The organism is Nocardioides baculatus (assembly GCF_016735675.1).
Taxonomy (GTDB): Bacteria; Actinomycetota; Actinomycetes; order Propionibacteriales; family Nocardioidaceae; genus Nocardioides; species Nocardioides baculatus.
Map to the genome: position 1 here is coordinate 479,798 of NZ_JAERSG010000003.1, position 14,171 is coordinate 493,968.

Consider the following 14,171-nt stretch of genomic DNA (forward strand, 5'->3'; position numbering starts at 1 on the left):
TCGACTGGAACCACCTCTCAGCACGTCGCGTCGACGCTCCTGCGTCGCCCTTGGACGACCCACTCGACACGCCCGCAGCACAGGCCATGTGACGTGTCCCGGCTTCCCGGACGGTCGGGGTTGGGTGGCTGTGATGTCGCTGCGTTCTCGTCGAGGGGGTCAGCAGACTCGATCAGGGTCGATTGGGATGAGACGCGAAGGCGGTCAGGTCAGGGCGGCCGAAGCCGGCCGGCGGGGTAGCGTCGGTCACGTCGAGGTCTTTCGGATGGATGGCGTAGGAACCTCCATCGTCGGGACCTCGATGTCTATCTGCGGACCGACGCGCCCGGCCGACCTACACCCTCATCTGGGAAGAGCCATGAAAGCGAGCCCAATCCGAGCCCTCTCGCCGAGTCGCACGCGAGGTGCGACGAACTCACGGATCAGGCTGCGGCGGCAGCTCGCGAGCTACAAGCTCGTCAGCGTTGACCTACTCCCAGATCTTCACGTCGTACTGCAGGTACTCCCAGGGGTCCTGGCCGCGAAGCGCCCCTGGGATCGTCTCCTGCAACTCGAGTGACACCTCCTGGCAGACGAACTGCGTGATCGCCAGAACGGTCATCTCAAGGTCGTACCAGGTGCGTACCTGAGCAGCGCCACTCGCGAACGTCCCCTGGCCGTCGTCGCCGGTTGTGATGGCGGCGCCGACGCGTCGATGGGAGCACGACGGCTGGGCGGCGACATTCAGGGCGGTTCCGAAGAAGCCCGAGGCCAGAGGTACGAGACCGAACGACCGGGCGATTGGTGTCTACGGGCACACGGGCGTCGACTTCATCGATGACGCACCGGCGATCAAGAAGGCACTGGCGACGAAACACCACGAGTACGGGGACCTCGGGGCGCCCTTCATCATCGCGGTCGGCACGTACATCCACGACAGGGACCGATGGCACAGCGGCAACGCCATGTACGGGCGCGTCGCCGTGCAGATCGGCGAGGCGCCCGACGGCTCCATGGTGACCCGCGAAGTCCGGCAGCCGGACGGCCACTTCGGCACACCGCCGGAGTGGGCCAAACCGCAACGTCTCAGGGGTTCTCCTCGTGAATCGGCTCATGCCGTACCACGTGCAGCGAGCGGAGACGACCCTGTGGCGGCACCCCAACCCGGTCTACGAGCTTCCCGACCTGGTTCCGTTGCCGAGCGACACGCTAAGCCTTGCCGACAGCACGCTGATTGAGGTCCCAGCTCCAACGGGGCGGACCAGTTCTTCGGACTTCCGGACCCCTGGCCACCCGGCGAGGCATGGCCCGACGACGAGTAGGTGCGTGAGTAGTCAACGGCTCGGCGGGGTGGTTGATCCGTCCGCTCATCAGCAATGGGCGCACTCGTGCCTTGCCTCACCCTCGCCGCCAGTACTTCGAGTAACCGCGGGGTGAAGGATGTCCCGTGCACCTCACCTTGACCGAGCGAACAGACGGCTTCAGCGACCCGACTGGATTCAACGAGCAGTGGTGGCGTCCCCGCATCTTTCAGCATGACTCGACGCTGCTCTCTGTTCATGACGAGCGCGGTGTTGAGCTCGCTGGGGTCGAGATGATCGAGCGCACCCATCCCGGCGAGTACCTCGAAGACGTGGACCCACGTCAGTTCGTAAAGATCCAGTTCATCGAGGTCCGTCAACGACACCGCGGACGACGTGTCGGCTTCGCAACGCTGCAACTACTTGCCGAGTTGTATCCGGATCGCCGATTGCTCGCGTTCAGTGAGGCCGACGGCTTCTGGGATAAGACAGGCTGGACTAGGTACATGCACCACGAAGACAATCCTGCTCGACCACGTCACCAATGCCTCTATCTCCAGCCCGAGTAGCAGTAGTCAGTCGCCGCCCGGCAGTGGACCGGCGAAGCTTCGGCAGCCATCGGCAGCGCGCGGTCTTCCGCCGTGACAGCTGCCCGAGGGGCGCCGCTGACACGAGCGTCAGAACTGTCGGAAGCTGTGCGTACGTTGAAGACCGTGCAGCTAAACTAAGTGCGAGCAGTCAGATGGCCCGTTCGCTGCGTGTGAGCATCACACGTGTGGTGTCTGCTGCATCGGGTCAGCGCCGAGCGTCGGTGAGCCAACTGGTGAGCGGGGCGAGGGCCTACTTGCGAGCTCGCTCGGTGGTCCCTGACGCCCGTTTGACAAGCGACACCCTCTTCGCGGCAGGTCCGTACGTTCGAGGCAATCGGTGCGATTGGCCCCATTACGTCGTGACGCGGGCCTGCTGTGTGTGCAGTGCGAGGGTAGTTCCGGCTGGAACCTGCTCGAGCTGGTCGTCCGCGCCGAGGCCGCTCGGCTGCGACACCCGACCTAGGTGGCAGTCCCACTCGAACACGGGGTCTCGGCATCCGAGGGGACCACTGGTGGCGCCACCCGGCGAGGTGAGGGCGTTCTGACCATACGCGCACGTCGATAGATGCCGGTCTGCGGGTGTGCCCCCTTGGTCGAACGACGATATTGTCAGCAGCTGAGGATGAGTCGCCAGGGCGACACCTTGTCTAACCTCGGGCAAGTCTTGGATCGGGTCAGGAAGGCATAAGAGCATGGTCCCGGTGGAGGAACCCGGCGACGCACAAGCACCCTCGGTGGAGGCCTCGCTTGCTGAAGCCGAGCAAGAGATCAAACAGTTGCAGGAAGCACTGGACAGTCGGCTGGTCATTGGTCAGGCCGAGGGCATCCTGATGGCGAGCTTCGGTGTCGACCCGGACCAGGCGATCGCGTACCTCAAGCGGGTGTCGTCGGTGACGAACCGCAAGGTGATCGAGATCGCGGCGGAGATCGTCGAGACAAAGCAGCTGCCCGCGGTCGACGGCGAAAGGTAGAGGGACTGCCGCGGGTCGGCTTCGTCAGCACCGGCGGCAAGTCCTGTAACGAGGCTAATGCCCGGCGGCGCCGGCGTCTGACGAATCCCGAAAGTAGGGGCGGCCCGGGCGCCCTCGTTCTTGACCACCCGGGCCTAATCGTCAGGACCGTCCGGACAGAACTGATGACCTACCCGGGTGCGTACCCGGAATGTGTGCGTCCGATCCGCCGCAGTGACGGACGTCATCCTTTACTCAGCGTCTTGGGGACGCAGCCGGTGGGCTCCGGGGAAGCGCAAACCGGCCGGGTCCATAGGTGAGACGGGCGAGCTGCGCTCGCATGGCGGGCCGGACGGCCCAGACGTGCAAGAGGGAGGACGACATGAGTCAGTCCGTGAGCGAAGGTCCAGCAGACGGTGGTGCCGACGGCACTCCCGGCGTCCAGGATGGCGGCGCGGACGGCGGAGCCGACAGCTGGCCCCGATGCTCGGCGATGTCGGCGGCGATGTCGGCGAGCTTGCGGTTGGTGTGCGACGACACCCGACGCAAGTAGGTGAAGGCCTCGTCCGGGCCGACCCCGAGGCGCTCCATCAAGATGCCTTCGGCCTGGCCGATCACCGTACGACTCTCGACTGCTCGATGCAGCTGCTTGATCTCGCGCTCGGCCTCCGCGAGGTCGTCCTCGCACTCTCGTCACCCAACGGCTCCTGACCCAGGCTCTTCGGGTCGCCCTCGTCGCCTCCACCTCAAGGTTGACCAAAGGCTAGGCAATCATCGCTCGGCGTCGCCACACCCAACGTCAATTTTGGCAGCAAAGCGCTCCGCGTCACCGCTTTCGCCGGCGCGAGATACCCCTTTCAGCGCGCGACATACGGATCATCGGGAGGTGTTCTGCGTCCGTGACTGCGACCAAAGTCGTAGTCACCGAACGAAAGGACACCCTCATGGACATCGGTGACAGCTTTCAGAACACGACGGACGGGATCTTCGACTTCCTGCCCAATCTGGTGGGCTTCCTGCTCATCCTGGTAATCGGCTACATCATCTCGCGGATCGTGGCCGGAATCGTCGGCAAGCTTCTCGACAAGGTGCACATCGACCGGCGTCTGCATGAGAGCTCGGCTCGCAGATACGTCGACGCAGTCCTCCCGGGCGCCTCACCGGCCAACGGCATCGCCCGCATCGTGTTCTGGCTCATCTTCATCTTCTTCATCACCGCCGCCATCGGGGCGCTCGGCATCCCCGCGGCGACCGGGTTCATGAACGACGTGTTGGCCTACCTGCCCAACGTCATCGTGGCCATCTTGATCTTCATCATCGCCGCCCTGCTCTCCGGAGCGATCGCCGGCGCCGTCGTGAAGTTCATGGGAGACACCCCCACCGGCAAGGTCGTCGGCACCGTCGCCCCCGCGGTCATCATGACCATCGCCTTCTTCATGATCCTCGAGCAGCTCCAGATCGCCCCCGAGATCGTACGCATCGCGTTCACCGCCATCATGTTCGCCCTCGCGCTCGGCCTCGCCCTGGCCTTCGGCCTGGGTGGCCGCGACCTCGCCGCCGACATGCTGCGCCAGGCCAAGGACAGGAGCGCGGACGCGGCGAGCCAGGCCAAGCACGACACCCACGTCGGCGCGCAGCGCGCGCGCTCCGAGTACGACCAGGCGCAGAGCACCCCCGGCACTTCGACCGGAACCACCGCGGGCCCCACCTACGATGCGGACGAGGCCATCACGTCGGACCGCGCGTTCGACCCCGAGGCCACGCAGCACATGCCGCCGCCCGCCTCACCCACCCGCTGACCCATCAGTCCGGAGTCACCATTTCCCGCACTGCGAAACCGTCGCCCTCATGCCGAGGCGGCGATTTCGCGGTCACCGGAGGACAGCGGCTCACCAACAGACATCCACGAGCAGTTGCCGACGGCGTGAGACGCCGCGCGGCCGGTGGCCGGCTGTCAGTCGCGTGCCCTTCCTTCCGAGGCCAACCATCGGGTTGGTCCAGGGTTGGGCCGATGTCCGGTGCTTGTCGACCAGCGAGAACTTGGGCAAGACTTCGTTCATGGTCGAGTCGAGTCGCGGTGACGAGTTCCACGCGTCGCACGCCGCCGTCGTCGGCCGTTACACCTACCGGCCTGATGCTGATGAGTGGACGTGGTCGGACGCCATGTACCGCATCCACGGTTTCGAACCGGGTGATGTGGTCCCGACGACCGAGCTCGTGATGCGGCACATCCATCCGGACGACGTCCCTGCCGCATGGGAGTCGCGCGAGACGGTCGTGAAGCACCGCAGACCCTTCTCGTTCCTGCACCGCATCCGCACCGCGTCGGACGAGGAGCGGGTCGTGCTGGCGGCCGGACACTTGGAGGACCAGGACGGAACGCTCGTGGTTCATGGGCACCTGATCGACGGGACGAACCTCCGCGACCAGGACACGAACGTCCATCTTCAATCGGCAGTGCAGGACTTCTCGGAGCACCGTGCGGTGATTGAGCAGGCCAAGGGCGTGCTCATGCAGCTCTACAGCGTCGATGCCGACACCGCGTTCGCGCTGTTGCGCGCGTTCTCGGCCGACACGAACCGCAAGGTGCGAGACATCGCGCCCGTGCTGGTGGCGGCCGCGAGCCGTGACGACACGCCGACCAAGCACCAACCAGGTTCGGCGCACGACATGCTCGAGGTGCTCCACGCATCAGCCAACGATGCGGCCGGCGCTGTAACGCCCTGAGAGCTCCGAGTCCCGCGCGTGTGCTGCGCTCGAGCCATGACGCGGAGGCCCGACCTCACCGCCTCTTCTGGCTCGACACCCGCGTGGGCAGGACCAGCAGCAGCACAGCCAGCACGACGACGGCCGCGATCCCGCCCGCTGCGGCCGCCGCACGGTCGTAGACCATGTCGACGACGAGGAACAGGATCCCCCCCAGAAGCAGACCGATCATGACGAGCGCGGTCGATGTCAGCCGGTGACCCGCCTGCACCAGCTCAGGCTTCGCGTCCTCCTGGAAGACATGGCGATGGATCGCCACCGGCGCGAGCGTCACCCCGACTGTCGCGAAAGCCAGGCAGAGCAGCCCGACGTACCAGCCGCGCTGGAACCCATCGAGCTCGGAGAAGCGCGACTGGAACGGGATCGTCACGAGGAACCCTGCGAGCAGCTGCACGCCGGTCTGGCTGACGCGGAGCTCCTGCAGCAGGTCGTTCCAGTTGCGGTCCGCCCGCTCCTGCTCGGTCTCGTCTTGTCGGCCGGGGGACATCCTCCGGACGCTACTCAGCCGGGCGGCGGCGCCCACCCCCGCACGGGTGAGCACCCTCGTGCGGCCCGGTGGCACCGTGGACGCATGGCCGAGACTAGGAGGACGTCGCCGGGGTCGTCCGTGCTGGACCCCGACATCTACGAAGCGCTCCGCGCCGACGGTGCGAGCAAGGAGAAGGCGGCGCGGATCGCCAACGCGTCCGCCGCTCGACGATGACGAGATCCGAACTCATCGACGCGCTCCGCGACCACTGAGCCTCGAGCCTCGGTCTGGGCGAGCGAGGGGCCATCGGAGCTCTTCAGACTTCCGGTCGTTCGGTGGCGTTTCTCGTGGATTCTCGGCGGCGCCCAGTTACCGGGGCACCGAGCGTCTCGCCCAGGATGAGACAGGTCGCCGTCGACCCATCAGGATCGCACGAGCCGGCGCGCGAGGTACGGCGCCGTGGCGCTGCCTTCGGCCTTCGCGACAGCGGCCGGGGTGCCGGTCGCGACGACGCGGCCGCCGGCGTCTCCCCCGCCGGGTCCGAGGTCGATGACCCAGTCGGCGGTGGCGATCGTGTCGAGGTCGTGCTCGACCAGGACGACGGTGTTGCCTGCCTCGACGAGCCGGTGCAGCTGCCGCACGAGGAGCGCGATGTCCGCCGGATGCAGCCCGGCCGTGGGCTCGTCCAACAGGTAGAGCGCGTGGCCTCGCCGGGCGCGCTGCAGCTCCGTGGCGAGCTTGATCCGCTGGGCCTCGCCGCCGCTCAGCTCGGTGGCGGGCTGGCCGAGCCGCAGGTAGCCGAGCCCGACCTCGCGCAGCGTGTCCAGGCTCCTCGCGGCCGCCGGGACGTCGGCCAGGAAGACGGCCGCCTCGTCCACCGACATCGCCAGCACCTCGGCGACGTTGCGGCCGCGGTAGGCCACCTCGAGGGTCGTGGCGTCGTAGCGCGCGCCGTGGCAGGTGGGGCACGGCGCGTAGGTGCCGGGCAGGAACATCAGCTCGACCGACACGAACCCCTCGCCCTGGCAGGTGTCGCACCGACCCTCCGCGACGTTGAACGAGAAGCGCCCGGCGCCGTATCCCCGGGCACGGGCCTCGTCGGTCGCGGCGAAGACCTTGCGCACCGCGTCGAACAGGCCGGTGTACGTCGCCAGGTTGGACCGCGGGGTGCGCCCGATCGGGCGCTGGTCGACACGCACCACGCGGTCGAACGCCTCGAGCCCGGTCACGTCATCGACATCGATCTCGAGCGCGGCGTCGTCGGGGTCGTCGTGAGCCAGCCCGAGCCGGTCGCGCACCAGCTCGGCGAGCACCTGGGTCACCAGCGTCGACTTGCCCGAGCCGGAGACCCCGGTGACGGCGGTGAGCACGCACAGCGGGACGTCGACCGACACATCGCTGAGGTTGTGACGGGTGACCCCGCGCAGGCGCAACCAGCCGTGGGGTTCGCGGGGCTCGTGCTCCAGCGGTGCGATGCGCCCGAACAGGTGGTCACCGGTGACCGACCCGGCCACCGCCTCGAGGCCGTCGACGGGACCGCTGTAGAGCACCCGTCCTCCCCCCTCCCCCGCTCCCGGGCCGATGTCGACGACCCAGTCGGCACGGCGTACGACGTCGAGGTCGTGCTCGACCACGAACAACGTGTTGCCTGCGGCCTTGAGCCGGTCGAGCACGTCGAGCAGCGGTTCGGCGTCGGCGGGGTGCAGGCCGGCCGACGGCTCGTCGAGCACGTACACCACCCCGAAGAGACCGGACCGCAGCTGGGTGGCAATCCGCAAGCGCTGCGCCTCGCCGGGCGACAGGGTCGTCGACCCGCGGCCCAGGCTGAGGTATCCGAGACCGAGATCGAGCAGCACCTCCAGGCGCGCGACGAGGTCGGTGCAGATCCGGACCGCCGCCTCAGTGGTCCCGTCGTCCACCGTGGCGCTCGCGGCCGGGCGCAGCAGCGCGACGACGTCACCGAAGGGCAACGTGTTCACCTCGGCGATCGATCGACCGGCGAAGCTCACCGCCAGGGACTCCGGCCTGAGCCCGCTGCCGTGGCACACAGTGCACCTCGAGTCGCGGACGAACCGCAGCGCACGCTCGCGCATCCGCTCGCTCTGCGAGTCGGCCAGCACGTGCATCACGTGCTTGCGCGCGCTCCAGAACGTCCCGTAGTAGCTGTGGTCGACCCGGTCGCGCTCAGGCTTGATCAGCACCGACGGCTGCTCGTCGGTGAAGAGCAGCCAGTCGCGGTCCTTCTTCGCCAGCCGCCGCCACGGCCGGTCCACGTCGATGCCCAGACCCATGACGATGCTGCGCAGGTTGGCGCCCTGCCACGCGCCCGGCCACGCGGCGATCGCGCCCTCGCGGATGCTCAACGACGTGTCGGGGACGAGCAGGTCCTCCGCGACGTCGTGCTCGACACCGAGGCCGCCACAGCGCGGGCAGGCGCCGGCGGCCGTGTTGGGCGAGAAGGCCTCCGCGGGGAGGTGCTCGGCACCGTCGGGGTAGTCACCTGCTCGCGAGTAGAGCATCCGCAACAGGTTGGACAGGGTGGTGATCGTGCCGACCGTCGAGCGCGAGCTGGGTGCCCCACGCCGCTGCTGGAGCGCGACGGCCGGCGGGAGGCCGGTGATCTCCTGCACGTGCGGAGCGCCGACCTGCTGCAGCAGCCTCCGCGCGTACGGCGCCACCGACTCGAAGTAGCGTCGCTGGGCCTCGGCGTAGAGCGTGCCGAAGGCCAGCGAGGACTTGCCAGACCCCGAAACCCCGGTGAACGCGACGAACGCGTTGCGCGGGAGGTCGACGTCGACGTCCCGCAGGTTGTGCTCGCTGGCGCCGCGGACGTGCACGAAGGGGTCCGTCATGTCGGTCATCGTCACTGCCTATCGCGTCCAGGAGCGATTGTCCCTGTCTGGCACCCGCGACACGCGAGCCGGATGATGCGCCCGCCCTTGCCGATGGCGCTGACACTTTGCAGGAGGGATTCCGTCGAGACCTCGCCACGTCGCCGATGACGTACCTGCGCGACGTCCGGCTCCGCCGAGCGCGCGAGACTCTCCTAGCGACCGACCCAGGGGCCACCACGGTCGGTGCCGTGGCCTCCGGGCTCGGGCCCTGCACCTGGGCCGCTTCGCCGCCGCCTACCGCAACGCCTTCGGTGAGGCACCCTCGGACACGCTCAACCGTTCGACCTGATCCTGCTGCTTCTCGGAAATTCAGCCCCGGAATCGCGTCAGGATCCGCGACTGCTCACGTCTCACCCCTGAGTCGTGTGGTGTCGACGGACACCCACGCGATCGCAGAGCCGCTCACGGTTCCCCCCGGACGTGAGCGGTTCTGCCATTTCTACCGGCTACCCCTGCGGGTGCTTGGCCGCGAACACGGCGGCCTGCGTACGGCTGGTGAGACCCAGCTTGGTCAGCACCGCGGAGACGTAGTTCTTCACCGTCTTCTCCGACAGCTCCATGCTGCGGGCGATCTCGCGGTTCGTCAGGCCCTCCCCGATGTGCTCGAGGATCCGCTTCTCCTGCGCGGTCAGCACCTCGAGCTCGTGGTCCGACGGCGGCCCGTTGCGGATCCGGTCCAGGACCTGTGCCGTCATCGCGGGATCGAGCATGGACTGCCCGGCGGCGACCCTGCGCACCGAGTCGACCAGGTCGTGCCCCCGGACCTGCTTGAGGATGTAGCCCGACGCACCGGCCATGATCGCGGCGAACAGCGCCTGGTCGTCGTCGTACGAGGTCAGGATGAGGCCCCGGATGGTCGGGTCCACCGAGCGGACGTCGCGACAGACGTCGATCCCCGAACCGTCGGGCAGCCGGCCGTCGAGGATCGCCACATCGGGACGGATCGCCGGGATCCGCGCGGTGGCCTCCCGGGCCGACCCCGACTCCCCGACGACCTCGATGTCGCCGGCCGACTCCAGGAGGTCCTTGATGCCGCGGCGGACCACCTCGTGGTCGTCCAGCAGGAAGACCCGGATCGGGGCCTCGACGGTGGGAATGGTGGGCTCGTCCATCCGTCCACGGTAGGCACGACGGACCGGGCGGTCACCGGACGATGGTCACCCGTCGACCGGGACCTTGGTCCCGAACCGGTACGACGTGGGCCCCTGCCCGTCGGCCGGTGCGGACGGCAGCGTGGGAGGCACCCCACGAGAGGAAGACGACATGAAGGCACTACGCCTTGAAGGCTGGCGGAGCCCGGCGGTCCTGCGGGACGTCGAGACGCCCGTACCGGGACCCGGTGAGGTCCTCGTCCAGGTGGGTGGCGCCGGAGCGTGCCACTCCGACCTGCACCTGATGCACGAGTTCGAGGACGGCCAGCTCCCCTGGGCTCCCCCGTTCACCCTCGGCCACGAGAACGCCGGCTGGGTCCACACCCTCGGCGCCGGCGTCACCGGCCTCGAACCGGGCCAGCCGGTGGCAGTCGTGGGCGCGTGGGGCTGCGGCACCTGCGCGCGCTGCCGGGCCGACCTGGAGACCTACTGCGACCACCCGGAGCGCACCCGCGCACCGGGTGGTGGCGGCGGGCTCGGGCTGGACGGCGGCATGGCGGATTACCTCCTCGTGCCCGACGCGCGGCACCTGGTCGTCCTCCCCGACGGCCTGGACCCGGCCCACGCCGCCCCTCTCACGGACGCGGCCCTCACGCCGTACCACGCCGTACGACGCTCGTGGGCGAAGCTCACGCCCGGCTCGACCGCCGTCGTCATCGGCGTCGGTGGACTCGGTCACCTCGGCGCGCAGGTGCTGCGCGCGACCACGGCCGCGACGGTCATCGCCGTCGACCCGCGCGAGTCCGCCCGTGAGCTGGCCAAGCGCGGTGGCGCCGACCTGGTGCTCGCACCCGGGGCCGACCTCGCCGCCCAGGTCCGCGAGGCCACCGGCGGGACGGGCGCGGACGTGGTGCTCGACTTCGTCGGGTCCGACGACACGCTTCTCGCCGGCGCGGCGATGAGCCGACAGCTCGGCGACCTCACGATCGTCGGGTTGGGCGGCGGCACCCTGCCGGTGTCGTTCTTCTCGCTGCCCTACGAGGTGAGCGTCCAGTCGACGTACTGGGGCAACCGGCACGAGCTGGTCGAGGTGCTCGGGCTCGCGTCGCGAGGCCTCTTGCACGCCGAGGTCCAGATGTTCGGGCTGGACGAGGCGGTCACCGCGTACGAGCTGCTGCAGGCGGGCGCCATCGAGGGCCGCGCGGTGGTCGTGCCGAGCACCGAGTACCGACCCTGACCGAGGCCATCGGCCTGCCGGACCCACCTCACCGTGGGCCGACGGGTCAGGCGAGGCCCAGCGCCCGGGCCTCCTCCCAGAGGTCGTCGCGCGCGCTCGGGTGGGCGGCGTGCTCGATGAGGTTGCGCGCCTGCTGGCGCTCGTCACGCCCCCACATCCACGCGATGCCCTGCTCGGTCACGACCGCCCCGTGCTGGAAGGACGTCACCGGCTCGTCGACGAGCGGCACGATCGTGGAGACGTTGGCCCGGGGGTGCCAGCTGCGCAGCGCCATGAAGGCGCGGCCGCCCGGAGCGTGGCTGGCGCCGACGGTGAAGTCGGTCTGGCCGCCGAAGCCGCTGTAGATCCTGGCCCCGATCCGCGACGCGTTCGCCTGGTCGAAGAGGTCGACCTGGAGGGCGGTGTTGATCGACGTCATCCCCGGCTGCTCGGCGATGCGGGCGGGCGAGTTGGTCGTCTCGGTGCGCAGCATCTGCACCCGAGGGTTGTCGTCGACCCAGTCGTAGAGCTCCTGGCTGCCGAAGACGAACGACGTACGCAGCGGGGTCCCGCGGTCGAGGGCACCGGCCTTCTCCAGCGTGAGCGCGCCGTCGCTGAACATCTCGGTCCAGACGCGGAGGTGCCGACGCGCGAGGACACCGGCGATCGTGGCGTCCGGGACCTCCCCTATGCCGGCCTGGAGCGTCGCGCCGTCCTCGATCTCCGCCGCGACCCGCGACCCGATGAGGCGGGCGTCGTCCCCCGGCGCCCCGGCCACGTGCGTCGTCAGGGGCACGTCGACCTCGACGCCGAGGTCGATGTCGTCGACGAACACGACGGCGTCGCCGAACGTCCACGGCATCCGCGGGTTGAGCTGGGCGACGACGAGCCCACCGCGGGCACGCGCCGCCTCGATCGCGGCGGGCAGGACGTTGACCTCCAGGCCGAGGGAGACCTCTCCGTTGCGCGGTGTCGTGGTGTGGACGACGACGACGTCCGGGGCGAGTGGACCGTGGAAGAGGCGCGGCACCATCGAGAGACGGCACGGGACGTAGGACAACCGCGGGTGCCGGCGGAAGCCCGGTCCCACGAAGGTCGTCTCCGGTGTCACGCCGTCGTGGACCGGGAGGTCGCGCTGGGCGTTCAACGCGTGCAGGCGCACCGTCGCGAGCCCGGCCAGCAGCGGCTCGAGCAGCGTGACCGGGGACGCGAAGTTGCCGCTGGTCACGACCCGGGGCGTGACACCGGCCTCGAGGGATCCGCAGTGCTCGTGCACCGAGCGGGCGGCGTGGGCGAGGTCGACGATGCGCATGTCCCCCAGCGTGCCAGCGCCCCGGAGGAAGGCGAGCAGGCCGAAGGTCCCGCAGTGGCGGGACCAAGGACAGTGGAGATGCGTGGCGAAGAGCTCGGCGCGCCGCTCGCGCCAAGGCCGGGTCGAGCGCTGCTACGCGGCGTCGTCGGGGTCGGCCAGCGCCGACTCGAGGGACACCAGGGCGTTCTCGACGACCTCGGTGAGGGCGGGGTGGATCCAGTACATCGAGCGCGCGAGTCCGGCCACCGGCAGGTCGTGGGCCATCGCCATCACGAGCGGCTGCACCAGCACCGAGGCGACAGGGGCGACCAGGTGAGCACCGACCAGCCGCCCGGTCGAGCGCAGCGCCACGAGCTTGACGAACCCGGTGGCCTCGCCGTCGCCGTCGAGCTCGCCCGCCAGCGCCCATCCGTACGCGATGTCGGCGACGTCGTGGCGCCCGACCACCACGTCGTCACCGTGCTCCTCGCGGGCCTCGGCCTCGGTGAGACCGACCCGCGCGACCTGCGGGTGCGTGAAGACCGCCTGCGGGACCGCGTGGTGGTCACTGACCTTCCAGCCCGCGGTGTCGCCCGCGCCGTCAGTGAGCGCGCGCAGCACGTTGTGCTGGACCACGCGGGCGTCCTGGTTGGCGACGTGCTTGAGGGGTACGTCGCTGCTGGCGTCGCCGAGCGACCACACCCCGGCAGCGCTCGCGCGCTGGTGCTCGTCGACCACGATCCGACCCGCGTCGTCGACGTCCACGCCGCCGTGCGCGAGGTCGAGCAGGTCCGAGTTGGGCCGGCGCCCGATGGCCAGCAGCAGCACGTCGACCTCGACCGTCGACCCGTCATCGAGGTGCAGCGTCGTCGGCTCCCCCGCGCCGCCGCTGACCTCCGTGACCTCGGTGCCGAGGCGCACGTCCCACCGTTCGTCGGCAGCGGCCGTGAAGTGGCGCGCGACGTCGACGTCCTGGTCGCCGAGCAGGTGCTCGCCGGCCTCCACCTGCACGACCTGCGAGCCGTAGGACGCGAAGACGTGGGCCAGCTCGGAGCCGACGTACCCACCGCCCACGACGCCGAGCCGGCGCGGCAGCGCGTCGAGGCGCATCACGGTGTCGCTCGTCTCGTAGCCCGCTTCCTCGAGCCCGGGGATGTCGGGGACCACCGGTCGGGTCCCGGAGGCCAGCACCAGCTGGTCCGCCGTGACCCGGGTGACCTCGCCGTCGACGTCGACCGCGAGCTCGAGCGGGCCGGTGAAGCGCGCGGTGCCGCGGTAGACGTCGATGTGGTCGGCCTCCTCGCGGCCGCGACGGCCCTCCTCGGCCTGCTCGTCGACCCGCCCGACGACCCGGTCCCGGATCCGCGCCCAGTCCGCCGGTCCCACCTCCGCCGGCACACCGAGGGCCTCGCCACGGCGCGCGGCCGTGGCCGTGTCGGCCGGAAGGACGTACATCTTGGACGGGATGCAGCCCCGGTTGAGGCACGTGCCGCCGAACGGGCCCTTGTCGATGACTGCGACGCGGAAGTCCTCGAAGCGTTCGTCGACGATCGTGTTGCCCGAGCCCGCGCCGACGATGACGAGGTCGTAGTGCCGGTGGTCGCTCATGCGTCGACAGTAGGCA

Annotated in this window: 13 protein-coding genes; 6 read left to right on the forward strand and 7 right to left on the reverse strand. The window is 69.5% G+C overall.

Annotation, left to right across the window (positions count from 1 at the left end; translation table 11 throughout):
- Positions 1–469 precede the first annotated feature (469 nt).
- A complete protein-coding gene (locus tag JI751_RS21535) occupies positions 470–601 on the reverse strand; it encodes a hypothetical protein (protein ID WP_269090459.1) in 132 nt (43 codons plus the stop codon).
- Positions 602–1,426: 825 nt separating this feature from the next.
- Here JI751_RS21535 and JI751_RS11980 point away from each other — a divergent pair.
- Together JI751_RS11980 and JI751_RS11985 are read left to right on the forward strand one after the other, a co-directional pair.
- Complete coding sequence (locus JI751_RS11980; protein ID WP_201936466.1) at positions 1,427–1,849, forward strand: hypothetical protein; 423 nt, start codon at positions 1,427–1,429, stop codon at positions 1,847–1,849.
- A gap of 713 nt (positions 1,850–2,562) precedes the next feature.
- Positions 2,563–2,841, forward strand: a complete 279-nt coding sequence (locus tag JI751_RS11985) for an ANTAR domain-containing protein (protein WP_201936468.1) — start codon at positions 2,563–2,565, stop codon at positions 2,839–2,841.
- Between the two features lie 366 nt (positions 2,842–3,207).
- Here JI751_RS11985 and JI751_RS11990 read toward each other — a convergent pair whose 3' ends face one another.
- A complete protein-coding gene (locus tag JI751_RS11990) occupies positions 3,208–3,474 on the reverse strand; it encodes an ANTAR domain-containing protein (RefSeq protein ID WP_307814187.1) in 267 nt (88 codons plus the stop codon).
- 290 nt (positions 3,475–3,764) lie between these two features.
- Between JI751_RS11990 and JI751_RS11995 the strand changes: the two genes are divergently transcribed.
- Positions 3,765–4,619 (forward strand): mechanosensitive ion channel family protein, encoded by an 855-nt coding sequence (locus tag JI751_RS11995; RefSeq protein ID WP_201936473.1) that lies wholly within the window; start codon positions 3,765–3,767, stop codon positions 4,617–4,619.
- Between the two features lie 259 nt (positions 4,620–4,878).
- Positions 4,879–5,547, forward strand: a complete 669-nt coding sequence (locus tag JI751_RS12000) for a PAS and ANTAR domain-containing protein (protein ID WP_201936474.1) — start codon at positions 4,879–4,881, stop codon at positions 5,545–5,547.
- Between the two features lie 55 nt (positions 5,548–5,602).
- On the opposite strand, the gene JI751_RS12005 is transcribed toward JI751_RS12000, so the two are convergent.
- Complete coding sequence (locus JI751_RS12005; RefSeq protein ID WP_201936475.1) at positions 5,603–6,073, reverse strand: DUF6328 family protein; 471 nt, start codon at positions 6,071–6,073, stop codon at positions 5,603–5,605.
- A gap of 84 nt (positions 6,074–6,157) precedes the next feature.
- Between JI751_RS12005 and JI751_RS21540 the strand changes: the two genes are divergently transcribed.
- A complete protein-coding gene (locus JI751_RS21540; protein WP_269090460.1) occupies positions 6,158–6,289 on the forward strand; it encodes a DUF7218 family protein in 132 nt (43 codons plus the stop codon).
- Positions 6,290–6,477: 188 nt separating this feature from the next.
- On the opposite strand, the gene uvrA is transcribed toward JI751_RS21540, so the two are convergent.
- Together uvrA and JI751_RS12015 are read right to left on the reverse strand one after the other, a co-directional pair.
- Complete coding sequence (gene uvrA / locus JI751_RS12010) at positions 6,478–8,916, reverse strand: excinuclease ABC subunit UvrA (RefSeq protein ID WP_201936476.1); 2,439 nt, start codon at positions 8,914–8,916, stop codon at positions 6,478–6,480.
- A gap of 479 nt (positions 8,917–9,395) precedes the next feature.
- Entirely contained in the window at positions 9,396–10,061 is a 666-nt protein-coding gene (locus JI751_RS12015) for a response regulator (protein ID WP_201936477.1), read from the reverse strand.
- 151 nt (positions 10,062–10,212) lie between these two features.
- Between JI751_RS12015 and JI751_RS12020 the strand changes: the two genes are divergently transcribed.
- Positions 10,213–11,277: an NAD(P)-dependent alcohol dehydrogenase gene (locus JI751_RS12020; RefSeq protein ID WP_201936479.1), complete on the forward strand. Its 1,065-nt coding sequence runs from the start codon at positions 10,213–10,215 to the stop codon at positions 11,275–11,277.
- 46 nt (positions 11,278–11,323) lie between these two features.
- Here JI751_RS12020 and JI751_RS12025 read toward each other — a convergent pair whose 3' ends face one another.
- Positions 11,324–12,568, reverse strand: a complete 1,245-nt coding sequence (locus JI751_RS12025; protein ID WP_201936482.1) for an acetyl-CoA hydrolase/transferase family protein — start codon at positions 12,566–12,568, stop codon at positions 11,324–11,326.
- Between the two features lie 132 nt (positions 12,569–12,700).
- Positions 12,701–14,155: a mycothione reductase gene (locus tag JI751_RS12030; RefSeq protein WP_201936484.1), complete on the reverse strand. Its 1,455-nt coding sequence runs from the start codon at positions 14,153–14,155 to the stop codon at positions 12,701–12,703.
- Between the last annotated feature and the right edge of the window lie 16 nt (positions 14,156–14,171).

Excerpts from the sequence above, each read along its gene's own strand:
- JI751_RS12015 (WP_201936477.1), bottom strand. The coding sequence starts at position 10,061 with ATGGACGAGCCCACCATTCCCACCGTCGAGGCCCCGATCCGGGTCTTC.
- JI751_RS11995 (WP_201936473.1), top strand. The coding sequence starts at position 3,765 with ATGGACATCGGTGACAGCTTTCAGAACACGACGGACGGGATCTTCGAC.
- JI751_RS12020 (WP_201936479.1), top strand. The coding sequence starts at position 10,213 with ATGAAGGCACTACGCCTTGAAGGCTGGCGGAGCCCGGCGGTCCTGCGG.
- JI751_RS21535 (WP_269090459.1), bottom strand. The coding sequence starts at position 601 with ATGACCGTTCTGGCGATCACGCAGTTCGTCTGCCAGGAGGTGTCACTC.
- uvrA (WP_201936476.1), bottom strand. The coding sequence starts at position 8,916 with ATGACCGACATGACGGACCCCTTCGTGCACGTCCGCGGCGCCAGCGAG.
- JI751_RS12025 (WP_201936482.1), bottom strand. The coding sequence starts at position 12,568 with ATGCGCATCGTCGACCTCGCCCACGCCGCCCGCTCGGTGCACGAGCAC.
- JI751_RS21540 (WP_269090460.1), top strand. The coding sequence starts at position 6,158 with ATGGCCGAGACTAGGAGGACGTCGCCGGGGTCGTCCGTGCTGGACCCC.
- JI751_RS12005 (WP_201936475.1), bottom strand. The coding sequence starts at position 6,073 with ATGTCCCCCGGCCGACAAGACGAGACCGAGCAGGAGCGGGCGGACCGC.
- JI751_RS12030 (WP_201936484.1), bottom strand. The coding sequence starts at position 14,155 with ATGAGCGACCACCGGCACTACGACCTCGTCATCGTCGGCGCGGGCTCG.
- JI751_RS11985 (WP_201936468.1), top strand. The coding sequence starts at position 2,563 with ATGGTCCCGGTGGAGGAACCCGGCGACGCACAAGCACCCTCGGTGGAG.
- JI751_RS12000 (WP_201936474.1), top strand. The coding sequence starts at position 4,879 with ATGGTCGAGTCGAGTCGCGGTGACGAGTTCCACGCGTCGCACGCCGCC.